The organism is Ruegeria sp. AG7, assembly GCF_056541545.1.
Genome location: NZ_JBQFYP010000002.1, coordinates 1 through 20575 on the forward strand (window position 1 = coordinate 1; position 20575 = coordinate 20575).

19 protein-coding genes and 1 pseudogene are annotated in these 20575 nt (G+C 55.0%); 16 read left to right on the top strand and 4 right to left on the bottom strand.

Translation table 11 applies throughout. The features are described 5' to 3' along the window. Positions 1-248: 248 nt before the first annotated feature. The gene (locus tag ACR0BF_RS02985) at positions 249-746 is read right to left on the bottom strand and encodes a lactoylglutathione lyase family protein (RefSeq protein ID WP_170356644.1); all 498 of its coding nucleotides are present in this window, start codon (positions 744-746) and stop codon (positions 249-251) included. A 576-nt stretch (positions 747-1322) separates the two neighbouring features. On the opposite strand from ACR0BF_RS02985, the gene ACR0BF_RS02990 reads away from it, so the two are divergent. The 3 genes from ACR0BF_RS02990 to ACR0BF_RS03000 all read left to right on the top strand — a co-directional run bounded on the left by ACR0BF_RS02990 (position 1323) and on the right by ACR0BF_RS03000 (position 3889). Further along, positions 1323-1781, top strand: coding sequence for a glutathione peroxidase (locus ACR0BF_RS02990; protein WP_480624237.1), 459 nt, complete (start codon positions 1323-1325; stop codon positions 1779-1781). A 201-nt stretch (positions 1782-1982) separates the two neighbouring features. Further along, entirely contained in the window at positions 1983-2882 is a 900-nt protein-coding gene (locus ACR0BF_RS02995) for a hypothetical protein (protein WP_480624238.1), read from the top strand. A 488-nt stretch (positions 2883-3370) separates the two neighbouring features. Beyond that, the gene (locus ACR0BF_RS03000; protein ID WP_480624239.1) at positions 3371-3889 is read left to right on the top strand and encodes a redoxin domain-containing protein; all 519 of its coding nucleotides are present in this window, start codon (positions 3371-3373) and stop codon (positions 3887-3889) included. A gap of 24 nt (positions 3890-3913) precedes the next feature. Here the strand turns inward: ACR0BF_RS03000 and ACR0BF_RS03005 are convergent, their stop codons facing one another. Next, entirely contained in the window at positions 3914-4582 is a 669-nt protein-coding gene (locus tag ACR0BF_RS03005) for a GntR family transcriptional regulator (protein ID WP_480603913.1), read from the bottom strand. A 322-nt stretch (positions 4583-4904) separates the two neighbouring features. Here ACR0BF_RS03005 and ACR0BF_RS03010 point away from each other — a divergent pair, with 322 nt between their 5' ends. The 9 genes and pseudogenes from ACR0BF_RS03010 (at position 4905) to ACR0BF_RS03050 (ending at position 12453) form a co-directional block, all read left to right on the top strand. Continuing rightward, complete coding sequence (locus tag ACR0BF_RS03010; RefSeq protein WP_010437283.1) at positions 4905-5879, top strand: TRAP transporter substrate-binding protein; 975 nt, start codon at positions 4905-4907, stop codon at positions 5877-5879. Between the two features lie 76 nt (positions 5880-5955). Further along, positions 5956-6489 (top strand): TRAP transporter small permease, encoded by a 534-nt coding sequence (locus ACR0BF_RS03015; protein ID WP_010437284.1) that lies wholly within the window; start codon positions 5956-5958, stop codon positions 6487-6489. Positions 6490-6491: 2 nt separating this feature from the next. After that, on the top strand, positions 6492-7778 hold the full coding sequence (locus tag ACR0BF_RS03020) for a TRAP transporter large permease (RefSeq protein WP_480603916.1): 1287 nt from the start codon (positions 6492-6494) through the stop codon (positions 7776-7778). Positions 7779-7797: 19 nt separating this feature from the next. Next, entirely contained in the window at positions 7798-8232 is a 435-nt protein-coding gene (locus tag ACR0BF_RS03025; RefSeq protein ID WP_480622484.1) for a GlcG/HbpS family heme-binding protein, read from the top strand. A gap of 10 nt (positions 8233-8242) precedes the next feature. After that, on the top strand, positions 8243-9115 hold the full coding sequence (locus tag ACR0BF_RS03030) for an NAD(P)-dependent oxidoreductase (protein WP_480603922.1): 873 nt from the start codon (positions 8243-8245) through the stop codon (positions 9113-9115). A 54-nt stretch (positions 9116-9169) separates the two neighbouring features. After that, entirely contained in the window at positions 9170-9913 is a 744-nt protein-coding gene (locus tag ACR0BF_RS03035; protein WP_480624240.1) for an SDR family NAD(P)-dependent oxidoreductase, read from the top strand. Positions 9914-9985: 72 nt separating this feature from the next. Beyond that, on the top strand, positions 9986-10909 hold the full coding sequence (locus ACR0BF_RS03040) for a sugar kinase (RefSeq protein WP_480624241.1): 924 nt from the start codon (positions 9986-9988) through the stop codon (positions 10907-10909). A gap of 16 nt (positions 10910-10925) precedes the next feature. Further along, positions 10926-11669 (top strand): ribonuclease activity regulator RraA, encoded by a 744-nt coding sequence (locus tag ACR0BF_RS03045; RefSeq protein WP_480624242.1) that lies wholly within the window; start codon positions 10926-10928, stop codon positions 11667-11669. Between the two features lie 79 nt (positions 11670-11748). Continuing rightward, positions 11749-12453: pseudogene (locus ACR0BF_RS03050) on the top strand (IS6 family transposase). 143 nt (positions 12454-12596) lie between these two features. Here ACR0BF_RS03050 and ACR0BF_RS03055 read toward each other — a convergent pair. Both ACR0BF_RS03055 and ACR0BF_RS03060 read right to left on the bottom strand, forming a co-directional pair. Beyond that, complete coding sequence (locus tag ACR0BF_RS03055) at positions 12597-14234, bottom strand: GMC family oxidoreductase (RefSeq protein WP_480624243.1); 1638 nt, start codon at positions 14232-14234, stop codon at positions 12597-12599. Between the two features lie 10 nt (positions 14235-14244). Next, entirely contained in the window at positions 14245-15345 is a 1101-nt protein-coding gene (locus ACR0BF_RS03060; protein ID WP_480503409.1) for a LacI family DNA-binding transcriptional regulator, read from the bottom strand. 166 nt (positions 15346-15511) lie between these two features. Here ACR0BF_RS03060 and ACR0BF_RS03065 point away from each other — a divergent pair, with 166 nt between their 5' ends. From ACR0BF_RS03065 to ACR0BF_RS03080, 4 genes are all read left to right on the top strand, one after another. Further along, on the top strand, positions 15512-16978 hold the full coding sequence (locus ACR0BF_RS03065; RefSeq protein ID WP_480624244.1) for an aldehyde dehydrogenase family protein: 1467 nt from the start codon (positions 15512-15514) through the stop codon (positions 16976-16978). Positions 16979-17032: 54 nt separating this feature from the next. Further along, the gene (locus tag ACR0BF_RS03070) at positions 17033-18007 is read left to right on the top strand and encodes an ABC transporter substrate-binding protein (RefSeq protein WP_480624245.1); all 975 of its coding nucleotides are present in this window, start codon (positions 17033-17035) and stop codon (positions 18005-18007) included. Positions 18008-18074: 67 nt separating this feature from the next. Next, on the top strand, positions 18075-19610 hold the full coding sequence (locus ACR0BF_RS03075) for a sugar ABC transporter ATP-binding protein (RefSeq protein WP_480622491.1): 1536 nt from the start codon (positions 18075-18077) through the stop codon (positions 19608-19610). Next, the gene (locus ACR0BF_RS03080; protein ID WP_480603940.1) at positions 19595-20572 is read left to right on the top strand and encodes an ABC transporter permease; all 978 of its coding nucleotides are present in this window, start codon (positions 19595-19597) and stop codon (positions 20570-20572) included. The genes ACR0BF_RS03075 and ACR0BF_RS03080 overlap by 16 nt, the downstream gene beginning before the upstream one ends. Positions 20573-20575 lie beyond the last annotated feature (3 nt).

A 20575-nucleotide genomic window follows, 5' to 3' on the forward strand; every position in this document is an offset into this window, starting at 1 on the left:
AGCGCACCCTGCGCAACTTGCCTCGGTCCCATCATCAGCAACTCTCCTGCAACTCAAGAGAATTGAATCAGCAGCCAAAGCATCGCTCAAGCAGAGTTTTTCAACAGTATCTCCGCAAAGCGGTCCTTGAAGCGAATTGAAACAAACGACCACTCAGACCTCAAAACAGTCGCTCAAAAACTCAAGAGACGTTGCAACGCAGAGAACGGTTATTTGGAACCAAAGCAGCCTTCAAATTGAACTGTTTCTCAATTGTAAGCACCGGACGAATACGTCAATTCATAGGAATGGCTGTACAGTTCGAACACAATACCGAATGGATCTTCTACATAGACCATCCGGTAAGGTTTATCGCCCGGATAGTAGTAACGAATGGGCATCCGCTGCTTTCCCCCCGCCGCTACGATTTTTTTCACCAGGCCTTCCACGTCGGGATCTTGGATGCAAAAGTGAAATGTCCCATTGCGCCGGTAGTCTATGTTGTTTTCGGGTGCATAATTCCCGTCGAACTCGAAAATTTCAATCCCAACACGGTCCGCAGTCGCCATGTGAGCTATGCGCAGTTTTTTCCATTCTGGTCCAAAGACATCCGTGCACATTACACCAATATCGCTATCATCCTCCAGAACGTCCGTTGGCGGCATGATGACGTAGAAGCCAAATACCTCGGAATAAAATTTTACTGCTTCATCCACGTCCGGCACTGAAAGACCTATGTGAGAAAAGGATCGAGGCGTATGCGACATTGTTGTTCCCTTCAACTGTTGTGGACCAAGGATCAGTTTCAACAAAATGATCTGCAAGTAGAAGTTTGCTTAACAACAGAAAAGTCAAATTGAGTTTGCCAGATTCACGACCATTGCAGACAAATTGATTGACCCTTCGGCGTTGATCCACGGGTAGCTATCTGACAGGTATCGAAAGCGACCAAGTCAGCAATGCAGGCGTTGTTTAGCCTGCAGAAAACGTCTTTTTCTTTATTGCGTCTAAAGCCCGCCTTAGCGCGGAAGTTCAAGGTGAAGAGGTGCAAATTACAGTATTGCGCTTCTCAAAGTGCCGAATGCATTCCAAGTTCTGATTTGATTATTTGCCTCCTAGCGACGACCGATTTTAAATACATTTGGATAAAGCCATTTTGACGTTGCCACTGAGGAACAAGATAATTTTTGATCATGGGCCTGAATCGAGCTTTCGAACGTCCCCAATTTTCTATCTCTGAGTTGCGACCGCCGGCAGTCGCACGCGACCCGCGCGCTATGTCCACAAAATGAAATCCGTCCGCATTGTTCTTCCGTATCCAACTATGAAAATGGAGGCGTGGAATGTTTCGGATAACTGTGCTTTGCGGCTTTCTCTTGCCAGGCGAACACGTTCGCGCCCTTGAACTTGACGCGAAGTTTGACTCGATCGACGGGGGAACCTTGTCTTTGTCAGATTGGAATGGTCAACCGGTTCTAGTCGTCAGTACGGAATCCCAATGCGCGTTCACCCGTCACTACCGTGGGCTTCGAGACCTTTATGATCGGTATCGCAACCGGGGACTGGTTGTCGCCGCGGACCGTTCGGATAACTTCAAGCAAGAACTGGTAACCAACGACGAAGTGCGCGATTTATGCGAACTGCAATACGGTACCGATTTTCCAATGAGCGTGATAACACACGTGACTGGCCCTGACGCTCACCCTTTCTTCCGGTCCTTGAAAGAGGAGGAAGGATTCGCGCCAAGGTGGAATTTCAACAAGGTCTTGATTGGCCCCGGTGGTACAGTTGTCGAAACATAAGGCTCGATCATTGATCCGCTTTCGGCGTCCGTTACGAACGAGATCGAGGAACTCCTGCCATGAAAAACCGCTCCAGCCGGATCACACTGCCCATTCATCATAAAGCGCAAGCACCCAGATGATTGTGCGGGTATAGGACTTGAACCGCTCGTCCAGCAATGGCATCCCAAAAGGAAACCAGTCTCACGTGGAAAATGTCAGATGAAAAACCTTCTTCTAACGTGCTGCTTTGGATTTGTTTTTCTTGGGTTCACTTCGCTTCCGTCGGCCGCCCAGCCTCAGTTAGGCTGGGCGTATCAGGTTGATGGGCTTGCCGCGTTTCAAGGGGATGCGGATTTGAGTGGCGGCGGCAAGTTCTCTGCAAGTCGAGCGTTTCTACGTACTACCGCACTTTACAAACTAGAAGGCGGAAGCAGCGTTGGGCTTTCCACCAGCTTTGGCAAGCTGGATTACAATTTCAGCCAATCTAACAACCAGCCTTGGGAAAACATCCGGGACCTTCGCGTAGCTGTTCCTGTCCGGTTTCGTGTGGGGGATACAACAACGGTTTTTGTTTCGCCACAGATCAGGTGGGACTACCAAAGCGGGGCCTCCTCATCTGACGGTAGAACCTACGGTGTTTTTGCAGGTATTGCATGGCAACTGAACGAGCGCCTAACGATAGGCCCAGCCTTTGGTGCGTTTTCCGAATTAGACGAAAGCGGTACTGATTTTTTTCCGGCTCTGCTTATCGACTGGGACATAAATGAACGTTGGAATTTGAACACTGGCTCTGGTGTCGGAGCAACGCAAGGCCCCGGGTTGTCACTAAGCTACGCTCTAAACGAGGCTATCGACCTTTCGTTAACCGCACGATCAGAGAGAATTCGTTTCAGGTTGGATGGGGATGGCGTCGCCCCTGATGGGGTGGGTGAAGATAAGAGTATCCCTGTGGTTCTTTCTCTTGGGTACAATCCGAATCCTGGAGTTTCATTGAGCGTATTTGCGGGCGCAGAATTTGATGGCCGCCTGACTTTAGATGATGCGAATGGAGCAGAAATCAGTCGGCAAAGCTATGACACTGCGCCGTTGGTTGGGCTGGCGTTTAGGGTCAGGTTCTGATCACGGCATCGAGCCAGTTTGCCATATGTGTGCGGAGGTTTTCTCGCGGCTGAGTCTGAACCACCGCTTTGTCCGCATTGCGGTCGCTCGCGACAATCGGGCGAACGTCCGAACTGAGCCCAAAGTTACAGTTAAGTAGTAACGGTGACGTTTTGGGCTTCACCGGGCCGATCGTTTGATCGTTCTGGTCTCGATTCTAAAGTTTTCTTGGGGCCACAGGTGATCAGGTCGCGTTGAATTCGACACAAGTACGCTGGTTGCGCTCACACCTGTTACGGCATTAGAAGCCCGGCTGCAATGAGGGGCGTAGAGTGGCGGCGGGTAGGTATCGGTGATTCCTCGTTAACTGACAGCAATCTTAGATCGAGCGTGCCTTTCAAGCACAAAATGATATCGCGATCTTGGTTTCAATAATTGCCTTGACGTGACATGAACTAAGCTAACGGTATCCGCGCAAAGCCCTTGTTTGTAGAAGAAAGGAACGACTCATGACCTCAGCCAAACCAAATGTCGGCGCGCGAATCGAGCAAATGAGTTTTTTAAGGCTGGGGTCTGATGACAAGGTTACGATCGGTCAACAAAAAGACCGCTGGACCATGTTGTTTGTTTATCGAGGTAAGCATTGTCCACGCTGCAAGCGCTTTTTGAACAAGTTGAATGCGGCGCTGTCGGCATGGGCTGACGTTATGGACGTTATTGTTGTCTCTGCCGACACCAAAGAAAAAGCTGCGGCAGACAAAGCAGAATTCGGCTGGGATTTTGAACTTTGCTATGGAATGACTGAAGCGCAAATGCGCGCGCTTGGTCTTTACGTGTCATCGCCTCTATCTGATGCAGAAACGACGGGTCTGTTCGCCGAACCTGGCGCGTTTGCCATCCGTCCGAATGGAACACTGATGATGGCCGATATCTCTAACGGCCCTGCGGCACGTCCCGATTTAGAAGAGCTTTTGGACGGCATGAAATTCAATATTGATAATGATCGTCCGGAACGAGGAACGGCCTGAGACCACCAGATCGCATGGCCTCGGTTACTCAAAGTAGCCTGGGTGCGTCTTGTGGATGAAGTCGATGGTTTCGTCGAGGCGGGACAGGTGTTTTCTGACAGCGGCTTGCGCTTGGTCATGGTCTCCTGCCGCCATGGCCTGTGCAATCTCTCGGTGATCGGCGAGGATGGCCTCTGCGGCACTGCCCTTTTCAAGACTGAGCATACAAAGCCGGTCAACCTTTTGCTTGGATTCTAGCATTACATCAAATGCCATCGGATTGCCGCTGAGCACGTAGATCAGTTTGTGAAAATCATAGTCCAGCGAGTGAAACGCCGATAGATCACCGTCACTGATCGCCTGCTCTTGTAAGGCGAGATTTTCTTCAAGTTTTGCTGCACTTGCTGCGTCCCAAACTTCCATTGCTCGATGGACGATCTCTAGCTCCACCGCCATTCGAACCAATCGCGCGAGAGCCACACGCTCCATAGAAAACCCTCGAACTACGGTCGCCTTTTGTGGTCGTATTAAGAGCAGATCTTCGTTACCGAGCCTTGTGAATGCGTTGCGAACAGGTTGGCGTGATACGCCGAATCGGCTGGCTACCTCTGTTTCGGATAGCTTTGTACCGGGAAGAATTTCAAGCGAAACGATCTCGTCGTGTAGCGCTTCATAGACCGCATCGGTTGTGGTTCGTCTGACAATTTCTTCCACGGTATGTTGCTTGCGCCCTCTGTCTTAGTCACGTTTAAAATTACAGATCCACTGTTATGGCATTGAAACAAATAGAATATTCTATTTTGTTTTGCTTGAGTGAACCAATGTAGGCCTGTCACCTATCAAATGCCCTGCGCTTTCGACTGTCAAGCAATCTGACATTCTAAAAGCCTACAGTTGACATAACTTGGATACTAGTGTCCCTTTAGGGGCAGCAGCGATTCTGGTTCTTGGGGGAAATCGAAAGCTACGTGGCTTACGGTCTCTGAAATTCCATGAAAGCCAAATCCTGTCCAAAAATAACCGGGGAGGAGAACCCATGACTTTCACGAAATCGTTCTTTGCAACTGCGACCGCTGTGGCATTCATTGCAACGTCAGCTTCAGCCGAAAACTGGCGAGCCTGGAATATCCACAACGACGGCCATCCCAACACGGCTGCAATGGACAAGTTTGCCGAACTGGTTGACGCCGCTACAGACGGCGAAGTTACCGTCGATGTGTTCCACGGTGGTGTTCTTGGTTCCCAACCGGATGCCCTAGAACAGGTTCGTATCGGCGCAATCGAGGTTGGTAACTTCAACCTCGGTCCTATTGGCCCAATGGTGAAAGAAGCTAACCTTGTATCGCTTCCTTTCATCTTCAAAGATGTGCCGCACATGTTCCGCGTGCTGGACGGCGACGCCGGTGAGGTTGTTTCAGCTGCGATGGGTGAAGCAGGCGTTCTGCCACTGGCATGGTTTGATGCCGGTGCGCGTTCTTTCTACAGCCAAAAGCCGATCAACACGCCCGCAGATGTCGAAGGTCTGAAAATCCGTGTGATGAACAACGATCTTTATACATCTATGATTTCAGCTATGGGCGGTAACCCGTCTCCAATGGCATTCTCCGAAGTTCAGCAAGCGCTGAAAACCGGCGTTGTTGATGGTGCGGAGAACAACTTCCCGTCGTTCAAGAATGTCGGTCACTATGAAGTGACCACAAATTATTCTTTGTCCGAACACCTGATTATCCCCGAGTGCATCTGCGTGAACACGGCCAAATTCAATGCGCTGTCTCCTGAATTGCAAGCCGCTGTGCGCGGTGCAGCAGAAGAAGCCGCATTGGTCCAGCGTGAGCTTTGGGCAATTGGTTCTGAACAAGCGCGTAAAGATGTTGAAGCGGCCGGCATCACCGTCAATGAAATCGCCGACAAAGGCCCATTCCAGTCCGCAATGGATTCGGTCTATGCAGACTACTTGGCTGCAAATCCTGATATGAAAGCGTTGGTAGAAATGGCGCAAGCCACTGAATAAGTTGTCTTAACAGTTCAACTTTGAGCGCCCGGCTCCGACAATTGGATGCCGGGCGTTTTGTCTCAGAGGAAATCCAATGCAAGAGCCCGATACCGCCCCTGCCGCCATGCGCAACATGGACAGGATTCTTGACCTGCTCGCACGAGTTTGCATGTTGCTGTCTGGCATCGCCATTGTCGTTATGACTGCGATCTTTGCCTGGCTGGTGTTCGGTCGCTACGTTCTGAACAACACGCCCACTTGGGTTGAGCAGGTTTCACTGCTTTTGGTTATGGTCATCGCTTTTCTCGGGGCGGCTGCGGGAGTGCACAATCACACGCACCTCTCTGTTGTCGTGTTCCGCAATTTAGTCCCACCCTCTGTGCGAACGGTTTTCGTCGTGCTCACTGATGTCCTGATGGCAGGTTTCGGTGGCATGATGTTTTGGTACGGGATCGAGCTGACAATATTCAAATGGAACACCCTGATCCCGCTCATCCAATGGTCAGAGGGCTTGCGCTCCTTGCCACTGACAATCAGCGGCGCGTTGGTGTTCCTTTTTTCCACTGGCCATCTGATCCGCCTGTTTCTGGGCCGAGACGAACGCCAAGACAACATAGATCAGGGATAGTCATGGGACTCATGATTCTGTTGGGGGTTTTTGCCCTATGTGTCATCATCGGCGCTCCAGTGGCATACGCCCTTGGTATCGCCGCATTGGCTTCCTTTTGGTTTGAAGGATTGCCGATGTTTGTTGGGTTCCAGCGTATCGTGTCCGGGATCAACGTCTTTTCCCTAATGGCGATCCCGTTTTTCATCTTTGCGGGCGAGCTGATGTTTCACGGTGGAATCGCGATCCGGTTGGTTCGGTTTGCGCAGGCCGCCGTAGGCGCTGTGCGCGGTGGGCTTGGTATCGTCAATGTCTTCTCGTCCATGTTGTTTGGTGGCATTTCCGGATCGGCAATTGCAGATATCTCGGCGCTTGGGTCAATCCTGATCCCGGTGATGAAAGACAAAGGTTATGACGCCGACTATGCGGTGAACGTCACAGTGACATCATCAATTGCCGGGATCATCATCCCACCCAGCCACAACATGATCATCTTTGCCCTCGCAACAGGCGGTGCAGTTTCAATCTCAAAACTGTTCCTGGCCGGAGTTGTGCCCGGTGTCCTTATGTGTTGCTGCCTTGCCATTGCCGCCTATGTCGTGGCGGTCAAGCGCGGCTATCAGGCCGAACAGTTTCCGGGTTGGACCGCACTGGCCATCGCCTTTGTGGGCTCGATCCCTGGCTTGTTGACGGCCGTGATCATTGTCGGAGGGGTCTTGTCAGGCGTCTTTACAGTGACTGAATCCGGTGCATTTGGGGCAATGTATGCCTTTGTGGTGACGCTTGTTGTCTATCGCAGCCTGTCTTGGGAAAACTTTAAAATCGCCGTTATCTCTTCGGTACGCACAACTTCGATGGTGATGATCCTGATCGCTTGTGCCGGTGCTTTTGCCTATATGCTGACGTTCAACCGGGTGCCGACAAAAACAGTCGAATTCCTGTTGGGTATCACAGAAAACCCGATCCTGATCTTGTTGATGATCAACGCTGTGCTGTTGCTCTTGGGGATGATCATGGACATGGCCGCGTTGATCCTGATCTGCACACCGATTTTCCTGCCGGTGATGAACATGCTGGGCATCGACCCGCTACAGTTCGGCATGATCCTTTTGGTGAACCTCGGTCTCGGTCTTTGCACACCACCCGTCGGGACCTGCCTCTTTGTGGGTTGTGCTGTTGGAAAACTACCGATGGAGAAAGCGGTCAAAACGATTTGGCCTTTCTACCTCGCCATCTTGGCCGCGCTCATGCTGATCACTTTTGTACCGGCAATATCGCTGACACTGCCGAACTTGATCATTGGTCCCTAAATCAAAGGAGAATGAGGCGATGCTGACAATAAGACGCCTGGACATCGATGACGCGGGCAAGTTGATCGCAGGAGCGCGAGCCAAGGCGCAGGAAATCGGCGTACCGATGTGTATTGCCGTCACCGATGAAAGCGGCAACCTCATCGCGTTTGAGCGGATGGATGGTGGCAAGATTACCAGCATCATTTTGGCCATCGACAAGAGTTTCACTGCAACCGGTATCCAAAAAGGAACCGATGCTCTTGGTGAAGCAAATCAGCCTGGCATGGCCGCACACGGAATATCCTCAACGCTCGGCGGACGAATGGTGACCGTTGCAGGTGGCCTTCCCGTGACGGTCGACGGACAGGTGGTTGGCGGGATCGGTGTCAGCTCGGGCTCACCAGCCCAGGATCTCGAAGTTGCACAGGCAGGGGTCACGGCGCTCTGCGAAGCCCACTTGGAAAGAGTTTAAGGAGTCAGATATGACAAAACCCGTCATCGGTTTCATCGGCCTCGGTCTTATGGGCGGTAACATGGCAAAGTGCTTGCAAAACAACAGTTTTGATCTGGTTGTTATGGGTCGGAGCAAGGAAGCCGTCGCAGCCACAGTCAACCGCGGTGCTGTAGAGGTTACAACGCCACGAGAGCTTGCTGAAAACAGCGATATCGTGATGCTTTGTGTAACAACATCGGATGTCGTCGAAAGCCTGATCTACGGCGATGACGGCATCCTGGCAGGCATCAAAGATAGTGCTGTGGTCATTGACTTTGGCACCTCGATCCCAGCGTCCACACGCAAAATCGGCACAGACTTGGCCGCAAAAGGTGCTGGTATGATTGATGCGCCGCTGGGACGCACACCCGCGCACGCCAAGGATGGTTTGCTGAACATCATGGCAGCAGGCGATATAGCCACCTTTGAGAAGGTGAAACCTGTCCTGGATGTACTAGGGGAAAATGTCTTTCACCTCGGCGAACTGGGTGCGGGCCATGTGACCAAGCTCATCAATAATTATATGGGCATGACGACAGCTTGCACCATGAGCCAAGCCTTTGCTGTGGCTGAACGCTCAGGGGTTAACAAACAGCAGCTTTTTGACATCATGTCAGCTGGACCGTCCAATTCCCCCTTTATGCAGTTTTGTAAGAACTACGCGGTGGATGGTGTCAGCGATTTGGGGTTTTCGATTAACAACGCCAACAAGGATCTTGGATACTTCCTGAAGCTGGCCGAGGACGTGGGCACTCGTGCCGAGATCGCTGAAGGAACCGCGAACAACCTTCAGGCAGCCGCGGACGCAGGCATGGGTGACGGCAACGTGCCGGAAATCTTCGACTATTTTGCCAAGCTTTAGCGTCAGATCCATCAGTCACGCATAGCAGCACCAATTGAACGGGAAAGAGCAACCATGAGACTTCAGGGAAAGACCGCAATTGTCACGGGTGGTGGCCGCGATATCGGGCGCGCCTGCGCTGTCAAACTCGCCTCCGAAGGGGTGAATGTCGCGGTGAATTACTTCGCCAGTAGTGCCGGCGCCGAGGAAACCGTAGCCGAGATCAAAAAGATCGGTGGACAGGCGTTTGCAATGCAAGGCGACTTGAACAAACCCGAAGAGGTCGATGCGTTGATCGCCAAGACGGTCGATACCTATGGAAGCCTGGACATTCTGGTGAACAATGCCGGAGGTTTGGTCGCGCGCAAGAAAATCGCCGAGATGTCGCTTGAGCATTGGCAGGCTGTCATGGATCTCAACCTGACCAGCACGTTTCTTATGGTCAAAGCGGCACTGCTGCATATGAAATCCGGGGCCATTGTAAACATCGCCAGTCAGGCGGGTCGCGACGGTGGTGGCCCGGGTGCGTCGGCTTATGCAACGTCAAAAGGCGGGGTCATGACGCTCACCCGTAGTCTTGCAAAAGAACTGGGTCCTGATATCCGTGTCAACGCAATCTGCCCAGGCATGATCGATACGGATTTCCATAACATCCATACTCCCGATGCAGGCCGTCGGGGGCTAGAAGCTGCTGCGCCGCTCAAGCGGCAAGGCCAGTCTCAGGACGTTGCGAACCTCGTGGCGTTTCTGGCAAGCGAGGACTCGGCTTATCTGACCGGGACCAATGTCGATATCAATGGTGGGATGCTGTTCTCGTGACCACTGCAGAACAGGTTACCTAATTGTCGAACGCTACCGTTTGTCAAACTTCGAAGTACTGGAAACCGGAATATGCGAATTCTCGCGATAGGTGAATGTATGGCCGAAATGGCCCCAACTGACGCGCCAAGCACGTATCAAATGGGGTTCGCCGGAGACACGTTCAATACAGCTTGGTATCTGGCCAAACTCACACCCGAAACGCCCTTGTCCTATTTTACAGCCGTCGGAGATGACGCCATCTCATCACGGATGCTGAGTGTCATGCGCGAAAGCGGGGTCAACACCCAGCAGGTGCGGATCGTGCCAAACCGTTCAGTGGGGATGTATCTTATCACGCTAAACAACGGGGAACGCAGTTTTACCTATTGGCGCGGCCAGTCGGCCGCACGCCTATTGGCCCAAGACAAGCAAGCACTTGCCCACGCCATGACGCAATCAGATCTCATCTATTTCTCGGGCATCACTCTGGCAATCTTGAACCCTGAAGGGCGCGCCGCCTTGCTCGACGTTGCTCAGTCAGCGCGGCGCGCTGGAAAACGGATTGCCTTCGACCCCAATCTGCGCCCGCATCTTTGGGACAGCCCCTCTGAGATGACCGAGAACATCATGCAGGCGGCCGCCGTTAGCGATATCGCCTTGCCATCATTCGAGGACGAGGCACTTTGGTTCAGCGACATTAACCCTGCGGCCACTTTGCGGCGCTATGCAAGGGCGGGTGCAGAAACGATCGTTGTCAAGAATGGCGCAGAAACGGTCCTTTATCGTACTCGCGGCGCAGAGGGCTCTGTCCATGTTCCGCCTCTGGCCTCGGTTGTGGATACGACTGCTGCAGGCGACAGTTTCAACGCTGGCATTCTGGCGGGGCTGGCAACGGATACACCCTTACCTGACAGCATAGCACTGGCCTGCAAACTGGCAGGGCATGTCGTGCAAGGCAAAGGTGCACTTGTTCCCATCAACCAAAGCCTGCTCGATAGTTGCCAACAGCCTTAGCAGAAGGATCCAGCCCTTGCCGAACCCTCAGCCTGCCGAAACGATCAAACTGCATCCGAATACGCTTGATCGCTTGTCAAAGGTCAGCACAGCGACTGTGGCCACGCTGCTTTACAAACGCGGTTATCAAAACGCCTATGTTCAAGGCGTTGCCCCATTGGGCAAGGGCAGGCCCTCCCTTGTCGGCCCGGCTTTTACACTGCGCTACATTCCTGCACGGCCTGACACCGACCCGATCGAGGCGTTTCGTGAGCCAGATCACCCGCAGCGCGTGGCCGTGGAAACATGTCCTGAACGCGCGGTATTGGTCATGGATTGTCGGCAGGATGCATCGGCGGCCTCGGCAGGTTCGATCCTTTTGACGCGACTGGAAATGCGCGGAGCAGCGGGCGTTGTCACGGATGGTGGAATTCGCGACGCCGACGGTGCCACAGCACTTGAGATGCCAGTCTTTGCTGCAAAACCGTCTGCCCCAACCAACCTTACGAAACATCATGCGGTAGATATCGGTTTGCCAATCGGGTGTGGCGGCGTGGCGGTCTATCCCGGCGACATCGTTCTGGGTGACAGCGACGGTGTCATGATTATCCCACGCCACCTCGCCGATGACATTGCGATCGAGGCAGGCCCAATGGAGCTGTTCGAACGCTTCGTTCTGGAAGAGGTGCGAAAAAACACCCCCGTAATTGGACTTTATCCTGCAACCGACCCAGACGTTCTTGAACGATTTGAGGTCTGGCGCGCAAGGCTCTCTGACTGATGTCTGAATCGCTGCAATGTAGGTTTTGTCAGAAGAACTTGGCTTGAGGCGGGCAAGGGGGCAATCATAGCCTTTGTGGATGGAAAGACGATCACCATTTAAATGCTTCAAAACCAGTCTCGAGATCATCCGCTTTGCGGTGATGCTGTACATCCTTTCCCGCTCTCGCTTCGGAATGTCGATAATTTGGTGCACGAGCGAGGCATCGACGTGAGCCACGAAACTGTTCGATTTTGGTGGCACAGGTTTGGCCCGATGTTTGCTGCTGATATAAGGCGGAAGCGTGTTCAGCTGCTGCGCGCGTTCTCCAAATGGAAGTGGCACGTTGACGAGGTTTTCGTGAAGGTAAATGGCAAGCGGCATTATATTTGGCGGGCCGTTTATCAGGAAGGCGAGGTACTGGAAGCTGTTGTCACCAAGCGCCAAAACAATGCTGCAGCATTGAAATTCCTTGAGAAATTGATGAAGCGACACGGCAAAGCGGAAACCATCGTCACGGATCGCTTTGCCTCATACAGAGCCGCTCTCAGAGAACTGGGCGCGCTTGAAAAACAACAGACGGGCAGGTGGCTCAACAACCGCGTCGAGAATTCGCACCTGCCGTTTCGACGACGCGAACGCGTAATGCAGCGGTTCATACGGGTGCGAAGTTTACAGACATTCGCCTCCGTCCATTCCTCCGTCTACAACCACTTTAACAAGGAGCGATCTCACCAGCAGAGATACATTCAAGCTGACCCGCGCCGCCGCCCTTAGCGAGTGGCGTCAACTTTGTTCCGGATAGGTTCGCGGTTTCCGCGGCAAACTGAGGCAAGTTCGAATTAGTCGGAAAACATCTAGGGAGATCCGTTTTCGGTCGGGCGGGCAGCGCGACGCCATTTTTTGCGCCAGAAATCGGATCAATGACGGACGACGCCGCAGCTTAGGTTAAGAATTGCGTCCCTCGCGTGCTGATCCGATACCAAGGATCAGGTCGGCGCATCGTTCGCCAAGCATCATGGCAGGTGCGTTTGTGTTGCCGGCGTTGATGTCCGGAACGGCGGACATGTCGCACACCCGCAAGCTCTCGATCCCCCGCACGCGCATTCTGGCGTCCAGCACGGCCATTCCGTCGCCGTCTTGGCCCATTTTGGCAGTGCCCGCCGGGTGATAGTTGGTTTTCACGAATCGCTTGCAATGTGCTCGTAGCGTCTGGTCGTCGTCCGCTGTAGGAATGACGATTTCGCGAACCCTTTGAGCAAGCGGGCCCGACGTGAATGCCCGGCGAAAGAACCGCTGCCCCCGGATCATCTCCTGCATGTCGTCTTCATGCTTCAGAAGGTTGGGCGAGACCACCGGCATGGCGTGAGGATCGGCCGAGCGAAGCCGGACCTCTCCGCGTGATTTCGGTTTGACCACGACGGTCGTAACGGTCAGGCCAAAGTCATCCTGCACCTCGTCCAGTGCGTCGCGATCCAGATAGACGATGGGCACGCAAAAGGCTTGAATGGTCGGTTCTCCATCAGGAATCGACGGATTGACGAAGGCGCCAGCTTCGACCCCGGCCGAAGTCACCGGGCCGCTGCCGAACAGTTTGAACTGGATGCCGTTGCGAAGCATCCGCCAGCCCTCACCTTGTTTGAAGTATCCGTAGGGACCGTTGGCAAAGGCGGTAATTGGAACTTCAGGGTGGTCAATCAGGTTCTGGCCAACCCCAGGCAATGGGCAGATCACGGGAATACCGTGATCGGCAAGATGTGCATCAGGTCCGATGCCTGATAGCATTAGGATTTTCGGCGTCACCAGAGCGCCCGTCGCAACGACAACTTCACCATCGCACCGGACCGTGTGGGCTCCGCGTTTGTCTCGATACTGCACGCCGACGGCCTTATCGTTTTCGATGATGATTTTGCTGACCGTTGCGCCAAGCTGGATGGTCAAGTTCGGGTTCGTCTCGAGTGGGGCGAGAAAAGCATAAGCCGACGAACTGCGCTTACCGGCGCGATTGGTGAACTGATAGAACCCGACACCGCGCTGCGTTGCGCCGTTGAAGTCCGTGTTGAATGGTTCGCCAAGGGCCTGCACCGACTGAACGAACCAACGTGACATGTCGTCGATATGCCCCGGATCCGAGACCTGCACCGGACCGTTGCTGCCATGCAGGTCATTGTGAAGCCTGTTATTGTCTTCCATTCTACGGAAGTAGGGCAGCACATCATCCCATCCCCAGCCGACTCTGTCGTTGGTCTGTCGGAGCAGGTTTTCCCACGCGTCATAATCAGAAGGGCGGCCACGCATATAGACCTGGGCATTCACAGACGACCCGCCACCCAGCACGTTGGCCTGCGGAATGTCATGCACGCGACCGTCCAGGTGGTCCTGCGGTTCGGTCTGGTGGTAGGTCATGAACTTGGACCCGTTGATCATCTTGAAGATACCCGGCGGCATGTCCAGCAACGGATGGCGGTGCGAATGCCCGGCCTCCAGCACCAGAACCCTGCACTTGCCCTGGTTGACCAGTCGCGCTGCAGCGGCTGCGCCGGCAGAGCCGCCGCCGATGACGATATGATCGAAGGTTTCCGTCACGAGTTCGCCTTCAGGCCCGGCGTTTGGGTTCGCTGATCGAGTCGCGCTCCACCAGTTCGCATTCAAGCTTCACGAGAGGGTGTCGCTGACCATCCGTCGGACCGTGGAACAACTGTTCGATGACCCAGCGTCCCATCGCCCTAGTTGGAAGGATCATCGAGGTCAGGGGTGGCGACAGGTGTCGCGCGGTTTCGTCATCGTCGAATCCGATGACCGAGATGTCCTCGGGGATGGATAGGCCAAGTTCCTTGAGCGCCTCATAGCAGCCGATTGCCATTCGGTCATTCTGACAGAAAATGGCGGTTGGCGGAGAGGGCAGGTCCATCAATTCGCGCGTGGCAGCATAGCCTGCGCTGGGCAGCCAGTTGCCCTCGATGACCAAATCCTCGTCAAATGGGATGTCGGCGGAAGCAAGGGCGTTTCTGTACCCGGTCGTTCGCCCTGCGGCGCATTCCATGAACGGCTCGCCGGTGATGGTGGCGATTCGTTTGTGCCCCGCCTTGATCAGGGCGTTGGTCGCCGTATGTCCAGCGGCGACTTCGCCGGGGATCACCGCAGGAAAAGAGAGGTCGTCGCAAAAGCAGTTCAGCAGCAGAACCGGGGTTGCGGTCTGCCTGAGGATTTCCGGAACGACCACCCGCCGGGTGAAAACGGTTGCGTAAATGATGCCCGCAACCTGTTGGTCGAGGAAATACCTAAGCGTTCTGGGTTCGACCTCGGGGTCGTTTTGGGTTTCTGCCAGCAATACAAGATTTCCCGTGTCCCGAACGGCCTGTTTCACGCCATTAAACGCGTTTACCATTTCGGGGCTCGACGCCAGATCGTCCACGACAAAAGCGATGGTGCCGTCTAACGCCGAGGGCCGAGGCGCGCTGTCCTGGGGTTTCCTGAGTTGAGAGGGCATGGCGTATCCAAGCGTGTTGGCGGCGTCCAGGACTCTTTGCTTTGTGTCCTCGGAGATTTTGACGGAATCGTTCTTGTTTAGAACCAGCGATACTGTCGTCTGTGAGCACCCGGCGACGCGTGCAATATCATGCATCGTTATGCGCTGCCGGCCCGCGACTCGTCCCACGCCCCTGTGCTGCCCGGCCTTGTTCGCTTGATCGTTCATTGCTCAACCTTTTTGTTCGCTTCCTTTTTATCGACTATGCGGAGGACGCGCAACTAATATTAGTGAATAGTAATTAATATTAGTGTTGACGAAATAATATTATTAGTGTTTTGATCGATGGTGCGGTCGCCAATGTGGTCTGACCGAGTAAGCGCGGGAGGCGAAATTGCGGTCTGTAGTGGGGGAGTTGGGTCAGGTGGTTCGGCATTCGATGTTCATCGATGGCCGCTTTACCGACTCTGACGCGGACACGGTTGGTGTCGAGAACCCTGCAAATGAAGAGATCTTTGCGCAAGTTCCAGATGGCGGTGCCGCTCATGCGGATGCGGCCGTCGAGGCGGCCCATCGTGCTTTTGGCTCGTGGTCCTCGCGCCCAGCGATCGAGCGGGCGCGACTGGTTCAGCGGTTGGCCGAAGCCATCCGGATTGACGCCGGGCGTCTGGCCGCTCTGATCACGGTCGAGCAGGGCAAGCCGATCACGCAGGCCCGAAGTGAAGTTGATGCCGCTGTTACCTTTCTTTGCCATGCGGCTGAAGAGGCCCGGAGGATTTCGGGTGACATAGTGGCATCGGACAACAAGTCCGAGGAAATCCAGATCCGGCGTCATCCTTATGGCGTTGTTGTTGCGTTGACGGCTTGGAACTATCCGCTGGCATTGGCCGCCAGGAAAGTCGGGCCTGCGCTGGTCGCGGGCAACACTGTTGTTCTGTTGGGACACGAAATCACGCCGCTGTCCGGTCTCGCGATCGCCGAGCTTGCCGAAAAGGTCGGGTTTCCGCCCGGTGTTCTGAATGTTCTGACAGGCAAGGGGCCGGTGGTAGGGCAGCGGTTGGTCGAACACCCCGATACCTCACTGATCACAATGACCGGCAGCACACGAGCCGGTAAAGAGATTTTTCGCGCCGCGGCCGACCGGATCAAGGTTGTCCGGCTCGAGCTTGGCGGCAAGGCTCCGTTCATCGTGATGGAGGATGCGGATATTGACGCTGCTGTTTCGGCCGCCATTGCCGCCCGGTTTGCCAATTGCGGCCAGATTTGCACCTGCAACGAGCGTATGTATCTGCATCGCGGTATTGCGGATCAGTTCTTGGAAAAATTCGTGACAGCAGCCCGCGCATTGTCGATCGGAGATCCGATGGAGGACTGCGACCTGGGGCCCAAAGTCAGCAAGGTCGAAGTGACCAAGGTCGCCGAAATCATCCAGCGCAGCATCGCCGAAGGTGCCACGGTCCATCTGGAAGGCGGGCCTTTGACGGACGGCGCGCACCGCGAAGGGCACTGGATGTCCCCAACGGTTCTCGAGGTCTCCGACAACGGCAATGCCGCGATGCAGGAGGAGGTCTTTGGACCCGTGGCGACAGCCATGCGAGTCGATGATTTTGATCAGGCGATAAGTTTTGCGAATGACACGTCATTCGGGCTGTCCGCCTATCTCTTTACGGCATCGCACCGGCGATTGATGGAGGCCCCGAGCCGTTTGAAGTTCGGCGAATTGTACCTGAACCGCTCCAATGGTGAGGCCGTACAGGGATTTCACACCGGTTGGGGTTTGTCCGGGGTTGGGGGCGAAGACGGCGCGTATGGCTTTGATGGCTATCTGAGGAAACAGACGACTTACATGAATTGGGCATGACCTAAAACTCGCGGTCAAAACGGAGGCGACCGCACCAATGGAGGAGGAATAACCATGAAACGCAGAAATCTTTTGATCTCGACGGTTGTCGCGGGTGCGCTGTTGGGCACGACTGCGATAGCGCAGGATCTGCCACCGCTTGAGCAGAAGGATCGCTACAAGGTCGGCTTTGCGCAGATGGAGTCGAACAATCCGTGGCGCATTGCCGAGACAAAATCGTTCCATGACACGGCCGAGGCCTGCGGCTGGGACCTTATCGCGACGGATGCAGCCGGATCTGCAGCAAAGCAGGTTGCGGATGTGGACAGCATGATCGCCCAAGGCATCGACGTTCTGTTCCTGCCCCCGCGGGAAGAAAAGCCGTTGATCCCAGCCGTTATGAAGGCCCGTGCCGCGGGAATCCCGACCTTTTTGGTGGACCGCTCGGTTGATCCGGCCGTTGCCAAGCCGGGCGAGCATTTTGTGGCGTTCCTTGGGTCGGATTTCATTGATCAGGGCAACCGTGCCGCACAGTGGCTGATGGAGAATTTCGACGGCGACAATGGCGTCATCGTCCAGTTGGAAGGCACGACTGGTTCTTCACCTGCAAATGACCGCAAAAAAGGTTTCGACGACGCGATTGCAACGGATGACCGCTTTGAGATCGTGGCTTCTCAGACCGGTGACTTTGCGCGCGACCTGGGTCGTCAGGTGATGGAAACCCTGCTGCAGGCGCACCCCGATGTGAACGTGGTCTACGCCCACAATGACGAGATGGCAATCGGTGCGATCCAGGCTCTGGAACTGGCCGGCCGCAAGCCTGGCGAGGACGTGACCATCGTTTCGATCGACGGGACACGCGATGCACTTCAGGCTATTATCGATGGCAAGATGGGGGTGACGGTGGAAAGCTCACCCTTCTTCGGCCCTCTGGCTTGTGAAGTCATGAATAAATACGCGGCTGGCGAGGCGATCCCGGAATGGGTGAAAGTCGAAGATCGCATCTTTACCAAGGACAATGCGGCCGATCACATCCACGAAGCCTATTGATTCTCCCTGGTGGGTGGTGCTGGCCTGTGGTCGGCGCCACCTGCAAGCAATCGGAGGAAGACATCTCATGAATGCGCTCGTCTCGATGTCGGGAATTGAAAAGTCCTTTGCCGGCGTGCCGGCACTTAGCCAGGCCAACCTGGAAATCGCGCCCGGCGAGGTTCATGCGCTGATCGGCCAGAACGGTGCGGGCAAATCGACGATGATCAAGGTTCTGACCGGAGTTTACGATCGGGATGCCGGCGACGTTCATCTGGCGGGTGTGCCAAGCCGCATTTCCACTCCGCGCGAAGCGCAGGAATCCGGAATTGCCACCATCTATCAAGAGCTCAACCTGGTGCCGCTGCGGTCAGTGACTGAAAACATCATCATGGGGTACGAGCCCAAACGTCTCGGCTTTCTGGTCGACTGGCGCGAGGGCAACAGGCGCGCACGCGAGGTTCTTACGCGCTTTGGCATAGATATCGACGTGACCGAGCCGCTAGGAAATTTCTCGACAGCGATCCAGCAGTTGGTTGCGATTGCGCGGGCTGTTTCGCTGGATGCGAAACTTGTCATCATGGACGAACCCACGTCGTCGCTGGATGCCAGCGAAGTCGAGGTGCTGTTCGGTGTTGTGCGCGAGTTGAAGAAACAGGGCGTGTCTGTTCTTTATGTTTCGCATTTCCTCGATGAGCTGTTCCAAATATGCGATCGAGTCACAACGATGCGAGATGGGCGCACCGTCAGCACGCGTAACGTCCAGGATACGACCAAACTGGAAATGATCGCGGACATGCTGGGCCGCAACAAGGATGAGATCGCGGCAGACGGTTTGACGGACTTCGCAGGTGCCAAGGCCAAGAAAGGCGATATCGTTTTGCGGGCGGACTCTGTTTCAACAGGCCCGCGGCTGACGCATTTCGACCTCACTCTCCACCGCGGGGAAATCGTTGGGCTGGGCGGATTGCTGGGCTCAGGCCGGACCGAGGCGGCGCGCGCTTTGTTCGGAGTGGACGGGAAACGCAGCGGCGCAATCGAGTTGCATGGCGTGGTCGGGCAACCGTCCGGACCGGGTGACGCGATCGCAAACGGCGTCGGCTTTCTGACCGAAGATCGCAAGGCCGAAGGGATCATTCCAGACATGTCCGTGCGCGAGAACATGACGCTGGCCCTGCTGCCGAAACTGGCTAGTCGTGGTCAAATCGACTTTGCCCGCGAGCGCGAGATTGTTCAGGCCTTTATCGACGATCTGGGCATCAAGGCGGCGCATATGGACCAACCCATTCGCGAATTGTCCGGCGGCAACCAGCAGAAGGTGCTGCTTGCCCGTTGGCTGGCGACGCAGCCCGACATCCTGATACTCGACGAGCCGACCCGAGGCGTGGATGTTGGCGCCAAGCGAGAGATCCAATCGTTCATTCGGTCTTATGTCGAGAAGGGGTTTGGCGTCGTTCTCATCAGTTCGGAATTCGAAGAACTGGTGGAAGGCGCCGATCGCATCGTGGTCATGCACGAGGGACGCTCGGTCAAGGAACTGACCAACCCCGGGGTCACCGAGAACATACTGGTGCGCGCGCTTGCGCATCATGAAGAAGGAACTGGTTCATGGACCGCGCAATGAAGTTGCCGCAACGGGTCGCATCAATGCCCTTCCGCTTTCACGGCGGCATCGCCGCGTTAGTCGCCCTGCTGGTGTTCAACGCGTTTTTCACACCTAATTTCCTGCAACTGCAAACCCTGTTCGTAAATATCAGCCAGGTCGCTACGATCGCCATCGTGGCCATGGGGATGACGCTGGTAATCGCCACGGGTGGGATCGATCTGTCGGTTGGGGCGGTCATGGCGCTGGCGGGGGCGCTTGCTCCTTTGATCTTTCTGTCGGATCTGGGCTCTGCCAATCCGATGCTAGGCGTCACTTTGGCCATTGTCCTGCCGCTGTTCATTGCGGGGCTATGCGGGGTATTCAACGGCGTGATGGTTGCCGTGTTGAACGTGCAGCCCATCGTTGCGACGCTCATTCTCTTCATCTCTGGTCGCGGTATTGCCCAAGTCTTGACGAACGGGAACCTGCAGACGTTTTCAAACCCTTCATTCAGTTATCTTGGAACTGGTAAAGTGCTTGGATTGCCGTTCCAGGGCTGGCTGGCGCTGGCCATTGCCTGTGCGCTGTTTTGGGTGATCACCAGAACCACATGGGGCCGTTACTTGCTGGCCATTGGGGGCAATGAACGCGCGGCCTATCTGTCGGGTGGTCCCGTCCGACGGGTCAAGATCGGGGCCTATGTCATCTGCGCGGTGCTTGCGGGCCTAGCCGGTTTGATTGTGGTTGCAATCAACTCAGCCTCGGACGCCGCGCGCAACGGCAATCTGATGGAGCTTGATGCCATCGCGGCCGCGGTTGTTGGCGGGGCTCTTTTGCAAGGCGGGCGAGCGCCGATCTTTGGTGCCATACTGGGTGCCGTCATCATCCAGTTGGTCAAATATACATTGTTGGCCAACGGGGTAGAGGACGAAGTTGCACTGATCGCCAAGGCCGTCATCATTATCCTGGCCGTCTGGGTCCAGCAGTTTCGGAGGGCTTAATCG